The 20,660-nt window shown below is 61.4% G+C and carries 13 protein-coding genes; 11 read left to right on the forward strand and 2 right to left on the reverse strand.

Translation table 11 applies throughout. The features are described 5' to 3' along the window. Positions 1–162 precede the first annotated feature (162 nt). From BN2664_RS07170 to BN2664_RS07210, 9 genes are all read left to right on the forward strand, one after another. Entirely contained in the window at positions 163–3,996 is a 3,834-nt protein-coding gene (locus BN2664_RS07170) for a cadherin-like beta sandwich domain-containing protein (RefSeq protein WP_197408648.1), read from the forward strand. A gap of 223 nt (positions 3,997–4,219) precedes the next feature. Continuing rightward, on the forward strand, positions 4,220–5,353 hold the full coding sequence (gene galK / locus BN2664_RS07175; RefSeq protein WP_007000871.1) for a galactokinase: 1,134 nt from the start codon (positions 4,220–4,222) through the stop codon (positions 5,351–5,353). 162 nt (positions 5,354–5,515) lie between these two features. Next, on the forward strand, positions 5,516–6,868 hold the full coding sequence (locus BN2664_RS07180) for a UTP--glucose-1-phosphate uridylyltransferase (RefSeq protein WP_007000870.1): 1,353 nt from the start codon (positions 5,516–5,518) through the stop codon (positions 6,866–6,868). Positions 6,869–6,891: 23 nt separating this feature from the next. Next, a complete protein-coding gene (gene galE, locus BN2664_RS07185; protein WP_231723457.1) occupies positions 6,892–7,905 on the forward strand; it encodes a UDP-glucose 4-epimerase GalE in 1,014 nt (337 codons plus the stop codon). Positions 7,906–8,018: 113 nt separating this feature from the next. After that, a complete protein-coding gene (locus BN2664_RS07190) occupies positions 8,019–9,293 on the forward strand; it encodes an N-acetylglucosamine-6-phosphate deacetylase (protein WP_007000868.1) in 1,275 nt (424 codons plus the stop codon). Then, positions 9,293–10,237, forward strand: coding sequence for an ROK family protein (locus tag BN2664_RS07195; protein WP_007000867.1), 945 nt, complete (start codon positions 9,293–9,295; stop codon positions 10,235–10,237). Before BN2664_RS07190 ends, BN2664_RS07195 begins: the two co-directional genes overlap by 1 nt. A gap of 164 nt (positions 10,238–10,401) precedes the next feature. Then, positions 10,402–11,526, forward strand: a complete 1,125-nt coding sequence (locus BN2664_RS07200; protein WP_007000866.1) for an ABC transporter ATP-binding protein — start codon at positions 10,402–10,404, stop codon at positions 11,524–11,526. Positions 11,527–11,671: 145 nt separating this feature from the next. Beyond that, a complete protein-coding gene (locus tag BN2664_RS07205) occupies positions 11,672–12,301 on the forward strand; it encodes a low molecular weight protein-tyrosine-phosphatase (protein WP_051014098.1) in 630 nt (209 codons plus the stop codon). Continuing rightward, complete coding sequence (locus BN2664_RS07210) at positions 12,301–13,359, forward strand: hypothetical protein (RefSeq protein ID WP_007000864.1); 1,059 nt, start codon at positions 12,301–12,303, stop codon at positions 13,357–13,359. Before BN2664_RS07205 ends, BN2664_RS07210 begins: the two co-directional genes overlap by 1 nt. 115 nt (positions 13,360–13,474) lie before the next feature. On the opposite strand, the gene BN2664_RS07215 is transcribed toward BN2664_RS07210, so the two are convergent. Then, entirely contained in the window at positions 13,475–13,969 is a 495-nt protein-coding gene (locus BN2664_RS07215; RefSeq protein ID WP_007000863.1) for a SprT-like domain-containing protein, read from the reverse strand. A 272-nt stretch (positions 13,970–14,241) separates the two neighbouring features. On the opposite strand from BN2664_RS07215, the gene BN2664_RS07220 reads away from it, so the two are divergent. Beyond that, positions 14,242–14,964, forward strand: a complete 723-nt coding sequence (locus BN2664_RS07220; RefSeq protein ID WP_007000862.1) for a hypothetical protein — start codon at positions 14,242–14,244, stop codon at positions 14,962–14,964. An 84-nt stretch (positions 14,965–15,048) separates the two neighbouring features. Here the strand turns inward: BN2664_RS07220 and BN2664_RS07225 are convergent, their stop codons facing one another. After that, positions 15,049–19,431 (reverse strand): DUF3418 domain-containing protein, encoded by a 4,383-nt coding sequence (locus BN2664_RS07225; RefSeq protein WP_007000861.1) that lies wholly within the window; start codon positions 19,429–19,431, stop codon positions 15,049–15,051. A gap of 108 nt (positions 19,432–19,539) precedes the next feature. Here BN2664_RS07225 and BN2664_RS07230 point away from each other — a divergent pair, with 108 nt between their 5' ends. Further along, a complete protein-coding gene (locus tag BN2664_RS07230; protein WP_007000860.1) occupies positions 19,540–20,592 on the forward strand; it encodes an endonuclease/exonuclease/phosphatase family protein in 1,053 nt (350 codons plus the stop codon). Positions 20,593–20,660: the final 68 nt, after the last annotated feature.

The raw sequence follows: 20,660 nt of genomic DNA on the forward strand, positions 1-20,660 counted from the left end.
CCGCCTCGCTCTTGTAGATAAATGGTGTTACCCGTACCATAAAACTGACCCGAATGTGGAACAGTGTTCCGCCGGGTAACGCTCAAATGATGAGAAGCGCTACCAATGACGGTCGCGCTATTGGTCTTGCCGAGCTACCAAGGGAGGTATCCAGTGGCAAGAATGAGGAAAATAGTAGGGGGTCTTACCGCGTCGGCCCTAGCTTTAGGGGGACTGGTGACCTCGGTGGTCGCGCCCGCGCGCGCTGACGACACCGCGCCATTCCACCCGCAGATGCTGTGGGCGACGTCGGAAGAGTTAGAAGGGGAGCCGGGGGACAATGGGCCAATCTCGGCTCTGGTCGACGATGATTCGGGCAAACCTCTGAGCCAGGTCACGTACTGGCACACGAAATGGAAGGGTGGGGAAGATCCGTTCCCGCATGCGTTGACTTTCAAGAATCCCACGCCGGAGGTTCCGATTTGCGGCGTGCAATTCACCGCTCGGCCGAGCTATGCCGATGTTTTAGGTAATAGCAATGCTCCGAGTAAGTATCAGCTTTTCAATACCGAGGAAGATCCCGGAAACCCCGCAGAAGATGCGGATAGCATGCCGGCATGGCGGGAAAAGGTTGCCAGCGGCCAAGGTGCCGAGCTGTACGGTAAGCCGATTGCCAGTGGCGCGCTGAAGGCCACCAACGATCCGCAGACGATTTCGTTTGACGCCACGAACTCACCCGTTTTTACCCTCATCGGCTTGCAGGCAATTGATGCCTCGAAGAAGCCGATGAGCGCATCAGATCTGCGGCTGGTTCCCTGCAAGCCCAAGCCCACCGAGCCACAAGAGGGCTCGGGCGCTAATTTGCTGGCAGATTTCCATCTCGATGTGCTTCCGTTTGGGGAACCTGGTAAGCCGGTGAGCTTCGATAGCACCACGCACACGTACGCGGCGACGGCCTACTACCACGCGGATGAGATCTCCGCCCAGGTGAAGGTTCTGCCGGGTGCGAGTGCCACGATCAACGGGCGAAGCCCTGATCGCAATGGCCGCGTCGCGGGAATAACCCTTGACGAGGGTCTCAATGTGATTGAGGTTGAGGTCAAGCGTGGCGTTCAGAAGGCGACGTACGTAGCGAACGTAACCAAGGTTTCTAACGATTTCCGCGGAAACGTCCTCATCGGCGCCACCGCGAAGGCAAACGGTGCAAGTCCGGAACAGAATGCCGCGCTTACTGACGAGGACATGGCGACGTCGTGGACGGCGGACCACATTGTTACCTCGAATGAGTGGAACGACCAGGTGACGGGCATTCAACTCAGCTTGGATAACCCGCGCTGGGTGCACCGAATTAGCGCCTGGGGCTGGCCGACCCTCAACGGCGGTGCCGGATGGCACGCCGGTAATTCCGTTTCTATCGCCGTCCAGTCCGACGACGGAGCTAACTGGACCACCATCGCCGAGCACGCCTCGTTGACGCGAGATGCTGGCGGCCTGTGGTATTGGGATTTCAACTGGTATCACAAGGCGAAGAACATCCGTATCTGGCTGAATAACAAGACGGACGACCCGCAGGTGCCGAGCCAAATCGTCAATTCGGTGGACTTCAACGAGATCGAGGTGTGGGGCCTGGAGGCCGGCCAAGAGCCAAAAACTCCAGAGCCGAATCCGCAGGGCGATCGCTTCACGGCATTCAACCCGGGCGAGTCCAAGTGGGGCGTCAACCGCGCGCAAGCTCTGGCGCTCCAGTACGGGATCGTCTTGCCCGCGTGGATTCCTTCGGAAGGATTCGCGCGCGGCGCGTTCAACGACGTCGAACAGCAACTCACCGGCGGAGCTTTCCCGATGTTCTACGACCAGCCGCTTTTCAACCGGACGGTAATGAACCAGCTCGGTGAGGGTACGCCGTGGGCGCTCGCGAAGGCACCCTTCGGCCAGAACGGTATGCGTGAAGCGGGTGAACCGCGCGACTTCATGACGGGAGATATGAAGGCGTATGCCAAGAACCTCATCGATATCCAGTTTGGCGATGAACGTAATTACTCGCCTGATGAGGTGAAGGGATTCACTCAGTGGTTCAAGTGGGCGCGGGAGAATGTGCCCGGAGCGATCAACCACGCTAACTGGTTCGATGATCCGACCTGGAAGCGCCTCGATCGGCTCCAGCCGTTCGTGCAGGACGCGCAACCGGATCTGCTCAGCTGGGATACCTACTACTACGGAATGAACGGCGGTCCCAAGCCTAAGGATGTTGTGAACTCGCTTTACGCTAACGGCACCTGGCAGGCACAGAGGCAAGCTGGATTGGCCGGAATTACCGGCGATGGCAAGCAGCCGATCCTCTACGGCCAGTACCTTGATTACAACTGGGATGCCAACGTTTCTGAGTCTCAGAAGGCGGTTGTTCCCGCGCTGGGATTGGCTTCTGGCCAGAAGTGGTTCGGCCTGTTCCGTATGGAGTACAACGGCTATGACCGCTCCTCGATCATCGACCAGGACGGCGCCCCGACTCGTTCCTTCTACGAGTTCACGAAGATTTTCCAAGATATTCGTGGAGTTGGTGAGTACCTGGTTGCCCTCAATAATCAGTATGTCGCCCTGGTTCCCGGAAACTACTCGGACCGCGGCGTATCTCCCGACCTCTCGATCTATCACAAGATGGGTAACTTCGGCGTCGGCGATGAAGCTAAGGCGGCTAACGAAAAGGTTGGTCTGCGAAACGTTACCGTCGAAAACAAGGGAACCGTCAATAACGGCATGCCCGGCGACGTGGTGATTGGTTACTTCGACACCCTGCCGGGATTGGAGAAGGCAAAGGCCGAGGAAATCTTTGGCAAGTTCGCGGAGGAGAACCCGCGCGGCTTCCTGGTAACAAACGCCCTGACCGGCGATACGAACTATCCGTCGTATCTGCTCAATCCGCGTACTGATAACGGTTCTTACCGCGAGACGGCGCAGAACGTCACCCTCGATGTGAAGCGTCCGTTCAAAAATGCCAAGCTCATGATGGTGGATCCGGAGACCTACGAGCCGGTTTCCATTGAGCCCGAGGGTGCCGGAGATGAGTTCTCCGTGACGCTTCCGAATATCGGAGGCGGCCAGTACCGCCTCGTTTACTGGGTACAGGAAGCGGAAGCGGCGCAACCCGACCCGGAGCCGACGGTTGACCCGACGGTCGACCCGACGGTTGAGCCGACGGTCGACCCGACGGTCGACCCGACGGTTGACCCGACGGTTGACCCGACGACGAAGCCTGCGCCGGATCCCGAACCCGAGCCTGCCCCTGAACCGCAGCCTGACCCGGCACCCTCGGACGAGGCGAAGAGCTGGCCGGCATCTGATCCGAACGGTATTCACTACTCGGATAACTGGGGCCAGGGCGCGGCGGATCGGGTATACAACTACGGCAATAGCGGCGATGAATTCCTCGTTGGTGACTGGGACGGAGATGGACGCGAAACGCCAATGGTGCGTCGCGGCAACCGCTTCCTCGGCACCAACGACGTCAAGGGTATGGCTCAGTTTGAGTTTGCCTACGGAAACGCAAATGATCAGGTTCTGGTAGGCGACTGGGATGGCGACGGGAAAGACGCTATTGCCGTGGTTCGCGCAAACAAGGTTTACGTGAAGAACACCTTGCGCAGCGGTGTGGCCGATCGTGTTGTTGCTTATGGAAACGCCACCGATACGTTAGTTGCCGGCAACTTCGATGCTGATGCGGCTACCGAACTGGTTGCGGTACGCGGTAACTCCCTCTTTATCCAAACCGATTTGGGTGATTCGAAGGCGGCCAAGGTTATTGCCTACGGCCAGGCTGGCGACGAACTGCTCGTTGGTGACTGGGATGGAGACGGCGTTGATGGTGTCGCGGTCCACCGCGGAAACGGCTTCCTGCTCCGCAATGCGCTGAGCTCTGGCGTCGCCGAGCACACCTACACCTACGGAAACGCGGACGACGCGGCGCTGATTGGTGACTGGAACGGCGATGGGGTTGATACTCCGGCCGTGGACAGGAGGTAATCCGCCGCTCCAATGAAATAAGCGAGTCAGATGAGGTAGCGCGAGCTATCGATTCCGGCTCGGCAGAAAGGGGTGGGCCCGAGGCCGAGCCCGCTGGGCCCACCCCTCAGAAAATTCATCGCGGTAATGTTTTTAGGGCGCTTCGGCCTGATCGGTTTTGCTTTTATCGAGCCGTCTCCGAACTGCCCAAACGCCGACCGCGGAGTTCTAGAAAGGGATACGAGTGGCACGCCACCCTGATGCACAAGAATTGTTTCGGTCTGTTTTTAATGCCGAGCCGGATGGTGAGTGGTTCGCTCCGGGTCGGGTAAATCTGATTGGGGAGCATCTGGACTATAACGGCGGGAAGGTTCTGCCCTTCGCGCTTGGCCTTCACGTTCGCGTGGCGCTGCGGAAGCGTGACGATAACGGCGTGCGCCTCGTATCAACCCTTGGCCGCCAGGTCTGGGAATCCGATCTGGAAGAGATCCGGAGCGGGAAAATCTCTGGGTGGGTGGCGTATGTGGCTGGCGTGGCGTGGGCGCTGGGAAGCGATTTCGGGTTCGACGCCGCAGTGGACTCCAACGTTCCGCTTGGCGCCGGCCTTTCCTCATCGGCCGCGCTTAGTTGCGCCAGCGCTTTTGCGCTTACCGATCCCGCGGTGACGGGAAAGCCGCGGCCGGATCTGGAAACACTCGTGGAGGCTTGCATCCGAGCGGAAAACGACGTCGTCGGGGCGGCGACAGGCGGTATGGATCAGAGCGCTTCGATTTGGTGCGAAGAGGACCACGCGCTCCTCATTGATTTTGGGGATGCGTCGCGGCGGCAAATTCCGCTCCCGCTGGCCGAAGCAGGCCTCGAGGTTCTCATTATCGACACCCGCGCGCATCACTCCCTGGCAGACGGTCAGTACGAGACGCGGCGGCGCGGCTCGGAGAGGGCGGCGCGGCTTTTGGGACACGAATTCCTTGCGCAAGCCACGGCCGACGAAGTGCGGAACCTTCCCGATGAACTTCAGCCGCTGGCACGTCACGTTGTCTCGGAGGAGGCGAGGGTTGACGACGTCGTCGAACTGTGTGACGCGGGAGATTTTGAAAAAATCGGGCCGCTTTTGACGCAGTCGCACTATTCGCTACGCGACGACTACCGGGTTTCCTGTGCGGAGCTGGACGTTGCCGTGGAGGCTGCGCTGGGCGGAGGCGCTCTGGGCGCGCGGATGACCGGCGGGGGATTTGGAGGTTCCGCTATTGCGCTGTGCCGCGCGGGGGAGCGCGGAAAGATTGAAGCGGCGGTCGACGCCGCATATCGCGAACACGGATTCGAAGCTCCGGAGTATTACCTCGGGCTTCCGGCACGCGGCGCGCACCGGGTGAGCTAGCCGGCTGAGTTCGGAGGCTGAGCCGGCGGGATCGGCCGGCGGACCGAAGAAGCCGGCCGGCCCCGAAAAAGCCGGCGAGCCGAAGAAGCCGGCCGGCCTGGACAACAGAAGATTTAGAGACAAAGCGAAGGCGGCGCGTGGCGCGCCAATAAAGGAGAGAACATGGCATCGAGTGCGGCTCGCGAAAAAATGCGGGAAGCGGGAGCATCGGCTCGCGCTATAAGTGTTTTCGAGCGCTATCAAAAGCAACTTGAGGAAGGCGCGACGGGCCTGGTCCCCGAAGATTCAATTGACCCGCTGGCCGAAGATGAAGTCCCTTCGGTCGCCGAAGTCGAGGTGAGCGAGGCCGCGGCGCGGGAGGCAATTGGGAAAACGGTAGTTCTCAAGCTCAACGGCGGCTTGGGAACCTCCATGGGCATGGAAATTGCAAAGTCGCTGTTGCCAGTGCGCGGAGGCCTGAGCTTCCTCGAAATTATCCAGCGGCAACTCCTCGCCGCGCGCCAGCGCTACGAAGCGAAGATTCCGCTTATTCTGATGAACTCCTTCCGCACTCGCGAAGATTCCCTCGCAGCGATCGATGATTCCGTCAGGGTTGACGGCGTGCCGATTGATTTTTTGCAGGGCAAGGAGCCGAAGCTACGGGTCGATAATTTCGAGCCAGTTGAGTGGCCGCAAAATCCGGAGCTGGAATGGTGCCCGCCTGGGCACGGAGATATTTTCACCACCCTGACCGATTCGGGATTGGTGAAGCAACTGCTCGACCAGGGCTATCGGTATTTAGCGACGTCGAACGCGGACAACCTGGGGGCCTACCCGAGCGCGCGACTGGCCGGCTGGTTTGCCGCGAGTGGGGCTCCATACGCACCCGAGGTGTGCGTGCGAACTGCGGCTGATCGCAAAGGCGGTCACCTGGCTCGCCGCAAGCGCGATGGTCGGGTGATCCTGCGCGATACGGCGCAGACCCCGGCGGAGGATATGCACTACTTTACGGACGAGTTCCGGCACCGCTATTTCCACACGAATAATCTGTGGTTCAACCTCGAGGCGCTCGATGAGCTACTTGAAAGAACCGACGGAATTCTCGATTTGCCGCTGATTCGCAATCGGAAAACGGTTGACCCACGCGATGCGGAATCGACGCAGGTTTATCAGATCGAATGCGCAATTGGCGCGGTTGTTGAGAAGTTCGACGGCGCGGCTCCCGTCCTGGTGCCGCGCTCGCGGTTCCTTCCGGTCAAGACCACGAACGATCTTCTCACCGTGCGTTCGGATGCCTATCGGCTCACCGAAGATTACCGCTTAGAGCTCCTCACCCAGGCGGCCCCGATCGTTGACCTAGACCCGAAGTTCTTCAAGAAAATCAACGACTTCGAGGCCCGTCTCCAGCAGTTGCCATCGCTGCGCGACGTCGAACACTTCACCGTGCGCGGAGACTGGAGCTTTGCCGGTGACCTCACGTTCACCGGCGATGTGGAGCTGAGCGGTAGCGGGCAGGTTCGCGGAGAGAGTTTCTAAGAAGAGTTTCTAAGAAAGGAAGAATGGATATGCGAGTTCTCGTTACGGGAGGCGCCGGATACATCGGCACCCATACCGTTATTCAGCTAGCGCGGGCGGGGCACACCCCGATCATTGCCGATAACTACTCCAACTCGAGCCCCGAAGCGGTGAAGCGAGTGGAGGAGCTCATTGGCGCCCCGGTAGAAACGTATCGGGTGGATCTGCGCGAAAAAGAAGCGACGGCCGAGGTGGTGCAGCGCGCCAATCCGGATGCCGTAATTCATTTTGCGGCGATGAAGGCGGTGGGCGAATCGGTAGAAAAGCCGCTCGCGTACTACGAGAACAATATCGGTAGCCTCATCAATGTGCTTTCGGCGTTGGAAGATCGAGTACTGTTCGTCTTTTCTTCCTCGGCGACGGTGTACGGGGATATCCCTGCGCCCTATCGGGAGACGGATCCGGCGGTTTCGGCTTCGAGCCCCTATGGATCAACAAAAATCGTGGCGGAAAGAATCCTTACCGAGGTTTCTGCGGCGCGGGGCACGAAGGTTGCGCTCCTGCGCTACTTCAACCCGATCGGTGCCCATCCCTCGGGCCGAATTGGCGAAAATCCGCAGGGGGTGCCGAATAATCTCATGCCCTACATCACCCAGGTGGCAACCGGGCAACGCGATCATCTAACGATTTTCGGAGCCGATTATCCCACCGAAGACGGCACCTGCGAACGCGACTACATCCACGTGATGGATCTGGCCGACGGTCACGTGGCCGCGCTGGACTATTTGGCCGCCGCGGGCGAGGGCGTACGGGTGTGGAACCTGGGATCGGGCCGTCCGGTTTCGGTGCTGGAGCTCGTCAATACGTTCCAAGAGGTTAACGGCGTGGAGGTTCCCTACGTTATTGGTGATCGGCGGGCCGGTGACCTTCCCGCCTACTGGGCGGACGCCACGCGCGCCGCGGAGGAACTCGGTTGGCGCACCCAGCGAAGCGTGGAAGATATGTGCCGCGACTCCTGGGCCTGGCAGTCCGCAAATCCGCGGGGCTATGAGGGCTGACCCGCAAATAGGAGGGGTAGAACAACCCGCAAATAGGTCGGCGAGCCCCGGTAGAGTAGGGCGCGGTGATCCGCGCCCGCCGCGGAAGGTCCGAGCCTGGCAAGGGAGAAACAATGAAGTACGTAGGTAAGGTTCTAGACGGTTACGGGCGCGCGGTCGGCGCGGGCCTTGAGCTCGACGACGCCGGTATCCTCACGGCGATCCTAGGGCAGGAGGGAGAATCTCAGCCGGCGCAGGAACCCGCCGCTGGCACGCAATCCATCGAAGGTGCCTATATCGTTCCCGGGATGGTCGATATTCACTGCCACGGTGGTGGTGGGTTCGGGTACTCGGATGATTACGAGCCCGAGCAGATCCAGACCGCCATTGACACTCACCGGCGCGGGGGAACGACGGCGATGTTCGCGTCCCTGGTTTCTTTGGCCGATCCGCTTCCGCAAATCCATGCGCTGGTTCCCTTCTGTGAAGCGGGCGAGCTGGCCGGAATTCACCTTGAGGGCCCCTTCATCTCGGTAGAGAAAAAGGGCGCGCAGAACCCGGCGGTTATTCGCGGCGCGGATATCGAGGAATTGCGGAGCTGGTTGGAGGCCGGGCGGGGCTGGGTCAAGACCATGACGATTGCCCCGGAAACCGACAATGCGCGCGAAGCCGCTCGACTTCTGCTCGAGTACGGCGCCATGCCCAGCTGGGGGCACACCAGTGCCGACGGCGAAACCACCCGTGAGCTGATTGCCTACACCGCGCGAGTGGCCGAAGAAATTGGTTTCCCTTTCGCCCCGCAGACGGCAACGCACCTCTTCAATGCCATGCCTCCGGTTGCGCACCGCGCCCCGGGCCCGGTCCGCGAGCTCACCCAGGCGGCTCGCCGCGGTGAGGCCGCCGTCGAGCTTATTGGCGACGGCCACCATCTGGATGCTGGCCTGGTCGAAGATATGTACCTCTACCTCGAGCATCGCGAACCAAGCGCCGATCGCGAAGCCGCGCCCGCCCCCATCGATATCCCCGAGGCCGAGTTGCCGATCGAACCGGGAGCTTTCTTCGTCACCGATTCGCTCGCCGCGGCCGGCCTAACCTCCGGCCAGTACAAGCTGGGCGGGCTCGACGTCGAAATTCGCGACGGGGTGTGCTACCTGCTGGGGCAGAACTCCATCGCGGGCGGAATTTCAGTGCTCGCCCAGCAGTTAGCGCTTTTCGCCCGGCGCGGGCGGCTCAGTTTGAGCCAGGCCGTCCGGGCTTGCGTGGCGGGACCGGTGCACGCCGCGCACCTCGAAAACGCACGGGGCGTAACGCTCACGTTCGAGTCGGGCGCGAAGCCGAACTTTGTGGTGCTCGATGAGGACTTCACCGTCATTCAGGTGGTACGCGAAGGAGAACTTCTGCAGCGATGATGCCGTCTTACGCAATTGGGGTCGACGTCGGTGGCACCAGCATTAAAGCGGCGGTGGTGAGCCGCGATGGTCGCCTCGTGCAACTGTGGCGCGTGCCCACTCCGCAGGGGCCCGACGCCGTTAACGAAGCCATCGTGGCGCTAGTGCGCCAGGTGCACGCGGAGGTAGCCTCCGGCGTCGTCAGTGACGAACCTCCAGTTGGTGAGGGAGGGACGGTGCTCCCAGAGGACGTCGCGGTGCCCGTCGGCGTCGATATCCCCAGCGTGATTGACCCGCGCGACGGCGTTGCTCGGTACTCAACCAATATTGGCTGGCGTAATACCCCGCTCCGTGAGATCCTCGAAAGCCAACTGGAACGGCGAGTGTTCGTTGATCACGACAACCGGACCGGCGCCTACGCGGAAATGCGGTGGGGGACGGCCGAACCGACATCGATTTATCTCGCTGTCGGTACGGGTATCTCGGCGATTTTTCTGTTTCACGGCGAGGCGGTCGTGGCTGATCCGTGGGCCGGGGAAGTGGGCCAAATGTCCATCCCCGATCCGGACGGCGGGCCGGGAAATGTTCTTATGGAGCGTGCCGCCTCCGCGGCGGGAATGGTGGCACGATTCCAGCGGCTGCGGCCGGGAGTGCTTCCTTTCCGGGCCGGGGCAAAAGAGCTTCATGAGCTGGTCGAAGACGGCGATGAGGTGGCAACTGAGGTCTGGGAGTCCGGGATTCGCATTCTGGCGGCCGAGATCGCTCGCCTCACCTATTTTGTGGGCCCTATCCCGGTCATTGTCGGAGGTGGATTGGCGCAGGCGGGTAGCGCTTTCTTCACCCCGCTGGGCAAGGCACTCGACGAGCTCAGCCTGGAGAAAATTCCGCTCCGGGCGGCCAGCCTTGGCTCCCATAGCCAAGTTTTAGGAGCCGCGGCGCGTGCCTTTGATCTAGCCGATGCCTAAGGAATGAATAGTTCGGCGAAGTCACTGAAAAAAGTTGTAAAAAATCGCCAAGAGTGCGAAAATTGAACGGATCGCGTAAGTGCGCGGTTGTGTCAGAGTCGACACTCAGGCACCTTTCACTCGGATCGTCCGGCACGTACCTGCCGGTGAAGGGACCATTAATAATGGCAACAGTAACCTTTGATCACGCCAGCCGTATCTACCCCGGGTCGGAAACCCCCGCGGTCAACGAGCTTAACCTGGAAATTGCGGACGGAGAATTCCTCGTCCTGGTTGGCCCGTCCGGATGCGGAAAGTCCACCAGCTTGCGTATGCTCGCCGGATTGGAAGATGTAAATTCTGGTCGCATTTTCATTGGTGATCGCGATGTTACCGACGTCGCCCCCAAGGATCGCGATATTGCGATGGTGTTCCAGAACTACGCGCTGTACCCGCATATGACGGTGGCGGAAAACATGGGATTTGCGCTGAAGATCGCTAAGCGTCCCAAGGAAGAAATTGATGAGCGGGTCAAGGAAGCCGCCCGCATCCTCGATTTGGAGCCTTACTTAGACCGCAAGCCGAAGGCTCTCTCGGGTGGTCAGCGCCAGCGCGTGGCAATGGGTCGTGCGATTGTGCGTAAGCCGCACGTCTTCCTCATGGATGAACCGCTCTCGAACCTGGACGCCAAGCTCCGCGTACAGACCCGTACGCAGATCGCTACCCTGCAGCGTTCGCTGGGAACGACGACGCTGTACGTTACGCACGATCAGACCGAGGCGCTGACGATGGGTGATCGCATCGCCGTCCTCAATTTCGGCGTGCTGCAACAGGTGGGCACCCCGGAGGAACTCTACTCTCGCCCCGGAAACGCTTTCGTAGCCGGATTCATTGGCTCGCCCGCTATGAACCTGGGAATTTTCAAGGTCGACGGCGAAGTGGCCAAGAACGGCAACGGGCATATTCGGCTCCCGCGCAACGTTATCGACGCCCTCACGCCGGAGGACAACGGCGAGGTCTTTATCGGTATCCGCCCCGAGGCCTTCCGCGGCCTAACCAACGAAGAGTCTGCAGACGCTCTGCCGATCGAGGTGGAGATGGTGGAGAACCTCGGTTCGGATAACTACGTCTACGGCCACGTGATTGGCGAATCCGAGCATAAGTTCGGTTCGGGCGACGATTCTTCGCAGATGGTGGTGCGCGTTGCTCCGATGATGGCTCCCGAGATCGGCTCGACGGTCTGGGCTCTGCCGGATCCGGCGCAGATGCACTTCTTCCACGCCGGTGGAGACCAGAAGCGCATCGACTAACCAAATCCTTCAGAAATGTGGCAAAAATAATTTCATAACGCAGAGCGCCGAAGTTTCCCGGTTCGTGGGCAACTTCGGCGCTATCGTAAGTGAAACGACAAGCGGGTGAGAATGCGAAGTTGAGCTGAACAGGTACCATGGGGGCATGACCGAATGTGCCAATCGGAATACCGAAATTCAACGACGGCTAGAAAGCCGTCCGAGAATTCTTGTGGTTTGCACAGGGAATATCTGCCGCTCGCCCATGGGCGAGGTGGTTTTGCGTGAGAAACTCGTGCGCGCAGGGGTGGAGATTACCGTGGAAAGCGCGGGGGTTTCCAATGAAGAGCAGGGAAACGGGGTGTATCCCCCGGCGCAGCGATCGCTCCGGGCGCGCGGATATGTTGTGCCACAGCGCCGCGCACATCGAGTAACCCGCGAGGAACTTTCTAATTCGGGTCTGATTTTGGCTATGACCTCCGGCCACGCACGCGCCCTGCGCCGCATGATGGACTCCGCCAATCTCGATACCGGCGTGATCCACCTCTGGCGTGAGTTCGACGGCTCCGGGCTAGGGCCCTTTGAACACGGAGTCTTCGGCGAAGGTGGCCTCCTCGAGCAGACCGGGGAGAATTCGCGTAAGCGGCGCAATACCACCTCCGATTTGTACTATTCCTCCGGCGAATGGGATGTACCGGATCCTTGGGGCGGGGATGATTCCGAGTTTGAGCGCACGCTCGACGTTGTGGAAAAGGGTGCGGACGGGCTCGTCGAGCTCCTCAAAAATAGGCGCTAATGGGTAGCACGCTTCCTTTCGAGCCCGCGCCGTCCGCCGCGAAAAATGCCGGGCGTACCCGATCCACTCTGCGCTTGGTTTTGGCGGCGCTGGTTTTTATGGCTCTGGCGATCGCCGCGCTGGGTGGCAAAGCATATTTTGATCGCGAGCACTTCAGCCCGCGCACGGTGGTCGAAAAGTACGCCGCGGCGCTGGTGGAGGGTCGTGCCCGCGATGCCCTAGAGCTTTTTGATCCCTACGCCGACGGCGAGGATCGGGCTCTGCTTTCTAACGAGGTTTATCGTGCCGCTCTGCGCCCGGGTTCGATCCGCGTTACCGGCGTGGAGCAATCCGGGACGGCCGCGCGAGTGAGCGTGCGAGTCGAGCAAAATGGGCACGCCTACGATGTGGATCTCGAGCTCGCCCGAGGCGGGAAAACCGCGCTAATCTTCAATAATTGGCATATCACCTCGGGGTTCCAGGGCTATATCGAGCTGGGAGAGACCGCCGGGGCGCGGCGGGTGGGCGGCGTTGTCGTTGATCTGGAAACTGATACAAAACCCGCGCGTTTGGCCGCGCTCCCCGGGGTCTACAAATTCACGCCGAGCGAGGACGAGCAGTACACCTCCTGGCAGGGCGAAAATTCCGCCGAAATTCTTCCGGCCACCTCCGCGGCGCCGGCGCGTGCGCGCATTGATTTCCAGCGCGTGCCAAATCAGGCAGCCGCCCAGCGGGCCATTGAATTAGCGCAGGAAAAGGTGCAAGCCTGCGTGGAATCGGGGGAGCAGGAGCTGGCTGGCATTTGCCCCGCGGCAATGGACGTGACGCCGATCGGAAACGTGCGCAATCTTCATCGCTCCTGGAGCGAGAAGCCGGAGTTTTCCGCGGAACTATCGGGCAATGGCGGGAACGTGCAGATTTCGGGCGGCACCATGAAAGCCGACTACGATTTCCGGTTCTTCCCCTTTGAGGACTGGAGCGCCGATAGCTGGACCTCGAGCAATGTTTTTGGCGCGGGCACGGGCGCTACGCAAATTCGCTTCACGGTGCGCGACGGACAGGTGCGGCTAGCGGACTGATATACGACGGCCCGATGTGCCCGGCCGGGTGGCCCACGCGGCACGCCGGGCTGGGGTCAGCGCAGGAGCCGGCGCGGGCGGGTTATCACCGCAACTTCTACGCCGGCGAGCGCGGCTAGGCGGCCGATCCGGGTTTTGTTCGCGCCTCCCACGCCTCGCGCGGATAATACGTCAATAGGTAATGCGTATTGAAATTCCGGTCGCATCGCCCGCAGGACTGCAAGTGCCGGGAGCGTCTGTGGCGCTCTAAGATATGGCCCTTGGGGCACACCGCAATCCACTTTGAAGCTGGGCGCGGCGCATCGGGGGCGCGCCGGCGGCCTCGGCGCGGAGTCGCGCCGAGGGAAGTTGCGATTTCTTTCCAGTAAGCGTCGTGATGATGGTGCGGACCGGCCAGGGCATGAGCAATTTCGTGCAGGATCGTATCCTGTACCTCGTCCGGCAATGCCGTGGCGGTGAGCTGGCGGGAAAGCGAAATTCGCCGCGTCCGAAAATTGGTCAGGCCGTAGCGGCATTTCGCGCGGTCGAAGGCGAAAGTCCAGCCGCGCTCAACGAGGCCGTGCACGCACATAAGGGACCAGGCGCGGTCTTCCGCTTCCGCTAAATTCATTTATGTTCCTCCTCGGTGCCCGCCGTGTTTCGCGGCCGGCCTCCAATGTATCCGCTCGCTCCGACGCCGAATCTCCCTGCCCGGCAATCGATCATTCCGCGTTTTTGTACGCCCCCAAAAATAGCCGCTCAGCAAGGCACCGGCATCCGTCTTTCCACTGCGATAATTCCGCGTTATCTATGATGGGTTAGTGGACCGACGATGCGGTGGCAATCACCTTGGTAATCACCGGCGCGGTTCAGAGCATTTTTAGTTCGCGGCGAAGGAGCAATATGGCGAGGGGAAGCCTCGGAACGAAGGTAGTGGCCGATACTTGGTTGCAGGCGAGCCGGGCGGCCAAGCGGCCCATCGATCACGCGCGCCGCGTTACCACCGGCATGTTCTGGGGCATGCTCGCCGGCGAGGCCCTCACCCTCATCTGGCTGAACTTTGAGCTGGGCAGCCGGCGCGGGCTCATCTTGCTGGCTGCCACGATCGCGCTGACGCTACTGTTCGCCGTCCCGTGGTGGCTTAAACGCGAGGGTAAAGCGAAAGGTGGGGTCGACGTCGTCGCGCGGGTGCTCGGCACCGATGAATCCTCCGGCACGCGCACTTACCGCCAGGGCCGCGGGAAAATGGCGGTCTTCTTGCCGGTTGTGGTGCGGCCGGTGGACGCGCTGGACGGAAGCGCGGATTTTCGCACCGTCGTGGCAGCGCACGGTAAAAACGACGGAACCTTCCACGAGTCCAAACCGGGAACGCTTATGCCATTGCGGCAAATTGAGCGTGGCTACGCCGAGCTGGAGAACGTTCAGGAAACCAGCCCCGAGCAGGCCAAACTAGTGCAGGCCCTCAGTAAGCGGCCTCGGCTGATGGATAATAATGCGCCGGTGTTGCCGTTCAAGGTCGGGTCGCTTGATCGGAGTGACGCCGTCGATAACCTCGAATGGTTTGGCGGGATCGCCCTCGGATTCCTGCTCGGCATTGGCCTAGTGGTGGGAATCGCGCACGTTTAAGTTGCTGTGAGCGGGTCGACGGCGGCGCCGCGGGTCGACGGCGGTTCCGCCCCGCGAATGGCGCGCCGCCGTCGCAGCCGGCCGCTAGTCCTCCAGCTCTGCCAACTTCTTTTGAATCCGCTTGACGGAAACTTTGCCCTTCGTACCCAGCTGCTGGGCGAAAAGTGAAACCCGGAGCTCTTCGATCATCCAGCGCGCTTCGGTGAGGATTCGCGCCGCGCGGGGCGAGTAGGTGCCATATTCGGCTTCCGCCCGCGCCTGCTCCACGGCCTCGCTGGCCCCTTGAATCTGCCAGGCGAGCGAATCGTCCCCGGAGGGATTGATTTTCGCTTTTTCAATTCGAAGCTGGCCGGCTTTCAGGTAGCGCGGCAAATCCCAGAAACGCTCAGCGGGAGTGGCCCGCACGAAGTCGGCTGGCATTAGGGCATCCACATGCGCGCGCTCGTCGGTGACGGTGGCGAGCATCGAAACCGAGGTATTCTCGCGAATCGCCAGCTCAAGTTGCGCCCATTCTTCCGCCGCTTTCGCCGTCCCCTGCGCCAAAAGGTAGACCTCATCCTCAAACTCATCGCGTGCCCATGCGCGAAGTTGCGCGAAATCTTCGCCCGAACGCAGTTCGGCGGGGGAAGTATCGTTCGAATTCCCCCAGCGCTCGGCGAGGTTCCGCGCCGCCGCCCACTGCAGATCCGCCACCAGCGCGGCGGTGGATCGCGCGGGCGAGGCGGCCAGCTTGAGCGCCAGATCTCCGTCCCAGCGCGAGGTTATGCGCGCCTCGGGGAGCGCGAGCGAACGGGTGAGTAGTTGCACGACGCCGGAGCTATGCGCCCGCACTTGTTCACCCGGAGATGCCAAGACGTCCAAAAATACTTCCTCGCCGCGCACCACCAAAGCGGGATAGGCGCGAACCACCGAGCCGTGCGGACCAGAGGTCTCCATCACCGCGGGGATCATTCCGTCAGTTAAATCATTCGGCCAATCGTTTAGCGCCTCGCTGCCGCGGCTAACCAGCCCGGCGGCCACCGCAAAATTCGCGGAATTATCGGTGAGGGAAAAAGCGGCGGAATGATCGGAGCGGGAAGAATTTGCGGAGTGATCGGAAGAGGTGGAAACTCGCGGATTCTTCGCATCTCGGGAACGCCCGCCGGCTTCGAGTTTGCGCCGCGCCTCATCGAGCGCCTGCGCCACCGCGCCGGCCACCACCGACTCCACCGCTTTCTTCGTGGACGGAGCTAGATCGTGCTTGAGGCGCTCAAGCGAATTCGACTCGTCGAGCACCGCCCCGCGCTCGGAGCGAATGCGGAAATGCATTTGCAAATAATCCGGCAGATCGAGCTCGTCCCAAGCGGCGTCGTTGATCTGGAAACCGCGCAAGCGCTCAACCGCGCCGGTGAAAGCCTCGCGGAAGGTCGGGGCGCCGGGGCGCCCGCCGGCCACCTCGCTCCACTCAGGAAGTAACGCGCGTAGCTCACGGGCCACATCGGGGGCGGGAACCAGTTGCCGGCGCACCCGCTTGGGGAGTGCGCGGATGGTGCCAATTACCAGGTCATCGAGCATTCCGGGCACCAGCCAATCGAAGCCGGCCTCGGTGACCTGCGGCAGTATCGAGACCGGGATATCGAGGGTAATGCCGTCGCTATGAGAATTCGGCGCGAAACTGTATTCGGCGTCGAATGTGAGTTCGCCTTGGCGCAACTGGCTGGGGAAGTCCTCCGCGCCGGCGCTACGCCCACCCAGCAGAAACTCCTGGGTGAAATCGAGCAGTTTGCCGTGGCGTTGGCGTTCGTCTTTCCACCAGGAATTGAAATGCGCCGCGGAAACAATCGAATCGGGAATGCGCTCGTCATAAAACATTGCCAGGGCGCGTTCGTCCGCCACCAGCCCGCGCACACGCAGCTTTGATTCGGTGTCCGCCGCCTCGGCCAGTGCCTGCCGGTTTCGCTCCATGAATTTCTGATGGCTGTGCCATTCGCCGTTCACCAGCGCGTGTTCAATGAACATTTCGCGCGCCAGCGCATTCGCACCCGGCGTGCCGGTGGAGGAAAGTAGTACCGGGCGGTCGGCCACCAGGGTGAGGCCATAGAGCGTCACCTTTTCCTTGCACATGGCGGCGCCGTTTTTAATGCTCCAATACGGATCTGAATACGAGCGTTTCACCAGCGAGCTCGCCAGCGGCTCAATCCACTCGGGTTTGATCGCCGCCACGGTACGGGCAAAAAGTCGCGAAGTTTCCACCAGTTCGGCGGCCATCACCCAGGCCGGGGTGCGCCGGTGCAGGCCCGAGCCGGGCCAAATCACGAAATGCGTGCCGCGGGCGCCCTCGTAATCGCGGGTGCGCTCGCGGTAGTTGCCAATATTCGAGAGCAGACCCACCAGGAGCGAGCGGTGAATCGCGCCGGCTTCGGGAGTGTCCGTGCTGCGGCCGAACTCGCGGCAAGCCTCCGCCACCGCCGCGGCGTTCGGTTCGCCTCCCGGATGCCCGCCACCCTTGCGCTCTTCAATCGCGCGGCGCACATCCGCATGCGAGGGAATCGGCAGGCGGCGCACGCGCAAACGTAGCGGCCGCGCCATTTCCTCGAGCTGGTGCACCACGTCTAACCACTCGCGGAAGCGCAGGTAGTTGAGGAATTCGGCGCGCATAAGCCGCCGGAACGCCGTCCCGGACAGCTCGCGTTGCTGGGTGCGTAGGTAGCGCCAAATGGTGAGGTAGGTGAGGAAGTCCGACGACGCCGCATTAAACCTGGCATGGTACTGATCGGCCTGCTGGCGCTTCTCGGTAGGCCGCTCGCGCACATCTTGAACTGAGAGTGCGGCCACCAAAACGAGCACTTCCGAGGCGCAACCGTTTTTATCCGCTTCGATCAGCATGCGGCCCAGGCGTGGGTCAATAGGAAGCCGGGCGAGTTGGCGGCCGATATGCGTGAGGCGAGGAGCGGGTCCACCGGTGATTGCCCCGATTTCTTCCAGTAGTTGCACTCCGGCCCGCACCGCGCGCTGTTCGGGCGGGTCAATAAACGGAAACTCTTCGACCGATCCGAGCCCGAGGGAGAGCATTTGCAAAATGACGCTTGCCAAAGACGTGCGCTGGATTTCCGGCTGGGTGAACTCCGGGCGCGCCAGGAAATCCTCCTCGGAGTAGAGGCGAATGGTGATGCCGTCTTGCACGCGGCCCGATCGGCCCGAACGCTGATTCGCCGAGGCCTGCGAAATTGGTTCAATGGGCAGGCGCTGCACCTTGGTTTTATTCGAGTAACGGGAAATGCGCGCGGTACCCGGATCAATCACGTATTTAATTCGCGGCACCGTAATCGATGTTTCCGCGATATTTGTGGCCAGGATAATCCGCGGGAGTTGCCCGGGATGGAAAATGCGGTTCTGCTCCTGGTTGCTCATGCGGCCAAACAGCGGCAAAACTTCAATTGCGCCGGGCAGCGAGCTCTTCTCACCCGGGCCAACGAATTTTGGCCCGAGCTCGTCTTGGAAAGCGTGCAGCGTATCGCGAATTTCGCCCTCACCGGAGAGGAAGACGAGGATATCGCCGGCGCCTTCACTCATGAGTTCCTCGGCCGCTTCGATAATTCCGTCGATTTGATCCTTTGCCGATGCCCGGCCGGGCGTGCGCGGGGAGGGATTGGCCGTCGCCCGCATAACTTTCGCGGAATTATCGCCAGTGCGCGAGGGGGTGGTAGAAAACGCGGAATTATCGCCAGCGCCGGATGCATCGACGGCGTTGTCGTCCAGGGGACGATAACGAATCTCCACCGGATACGTGCGCCCGGAGACCTCGATAATGGGTGCGCTGGCGCCCTTGCGGCCGCGATAGCTGTGCTCGCCAAAATGCTTCGCGAAGCGCTCGGTGTCGATAGTCGCGGAGGTGATGATGATCTTCAAATCCGGGCGCTGAGGGAGCAGGCGCGCCAAATATCCGAGGATAAAGTCGATATTCAGCGAGCGCTCGTGCGCTTCGTCAATAATTAGCGTGTCATAGCGCAAAAGTTGCGGGTCGGACTGGATTTCGTTCAGTAAAATACCGTCGGTCATCAGCTTGACCAGGGTGTTTTGCGAAACGTCCTCGGTGAATCGCACCTGGAAGCCAATCGTTTCGCCAACCGACTGGCCCAGCTCGTGGGCAATGCGCTCGGCCACCGACCGGGCGGCAATGCGCCGCGGCTGGGTGTGCCCAATCAGCTTTTCGATTCCGCGCCCCAGCTCCAGGCAGATTTTCGGTAGCTGCGTGGTTTTTCCGGAGCCGGTCTCGCCGGCCACGATGACCACCTGGTTTTCCGCAATGGCTTTCTTGATATCCTCCCGCCGCGCGGAAACCGGGAGCTCCTCGGGGTAGGTAATCGCCGGGAGCGAAGCCCGCCGCTGCGCGATCTGCTTTTCCGAAAACGCGCGTGGCGCGTGACGGCGCGGGCGCCTGCCGCGCTTCTTCGACTGGTGGTGCGAGTTTTCCTTGTTCATACCCATACTGGCGGGAATTATCCCACTTTTGAGACGCGCATCCCAGGTTTTTTCGGGTTAGTGAACTAATCTGGCGGAAGCTGGCAAAGACGGATGCCCACATCGGAGGTCGTGATGGTTCGCAAAGCACTTGGAGGCATACTCGCGCTTGTTCTTGCCTGCGCGGTTGTCTTCACGCTCAACCCGGCCTGGTTCGGGCCGCTCGCCTCAATCGCCCGCGATTTCCCGGGCGCCTACGTGGTTGCCATGCGCGGCGCCGTCGCAGTCGCCTTTTTGGGCGGCGCGGTCATTTTTGCGCTTATCGGCGCGGTGCGTCGCGGCTTCTTCGGCCGCGGGGGCCTGTGCGTTTTCCTCGCCCTGGTTCTCCTGGGCGGCGCGTTGGCCCACGCCCTGGTCATTTTCGACCGCGGTTACAGTGCCGTGCGCTTCGGTTCTGAGGCGGTGCTTGACGCCGCCGCTCCCGGCTCGCTGACCACTTTGCAATACAACACCGAGGGCGGCAAGGTGCCCGTCGAGGCCATGGCGAATCTGATTGAAAACAACGGTGTGAGGGCTGTGGCGCTTTCGGAAACGTCGACGAGCTACGGCGTCGAACTAGTGGAAGAACTCTCGCGCCGCGGCCTGGCCTTCCAGAAGTTCGACCATGATGTTTCGCGATACCAGTCCGATTGGCGTTCGACCGTGCTCCTCGTTTCGGCGGAATTGGGCGAATATAAGCAGTTCGGGGTGGCCGGCGCAGACGGTGCGGACGTGCCCTATATCGTCGGTGCGGCGCCGGCCGCGGGAGCGAGCGCGGAGGCACCCGAGTTTATCGCGGTGCATCCGATCGCTCCGGTGCGCGAGTTTATTGACCAGTGGCGGGCAAATACCGCCCTGAGCTATTCGTTATGTGCCTCCCATCCGCACGCGATTGTGCTCGGTGATTTCAACTCCACTGCCGACCATGAATCGGCGGGTGGTTTCAACGCTTGCAAGGACGCCGGTAGCGAGGCCAGGGTTGCCGGCACCGGCACCTGGCCCACGAACATTCCCGCGGTTCTTGCTTCGCCAATTGATCGCGTGCTGACGGGTTCAGATAATTGGACGGGAACCGAGGGCGCGATTGTAGACGCCGGCGGTTCGGATCACCGCGGAATTTTGGTGCGCCTCGCCCCGGTTGCGCGTTAGGCGCCGCGCTTGCACGAAAGCGCGGGGGCGGCCAGCCAGGTGAGCGGGGCCGCCCAGACTAGGTGTGC

It is taken from the genome of Actinobaculum massiliense, from assembly GCF_001457435.1.
Taxonomy (GTDB): Bacteria; Actinomycetota; Actinomycetes; order Actinomycetales; family Actinomycetaceae; genus Actinobaculum; species Actinobaculum massiliense.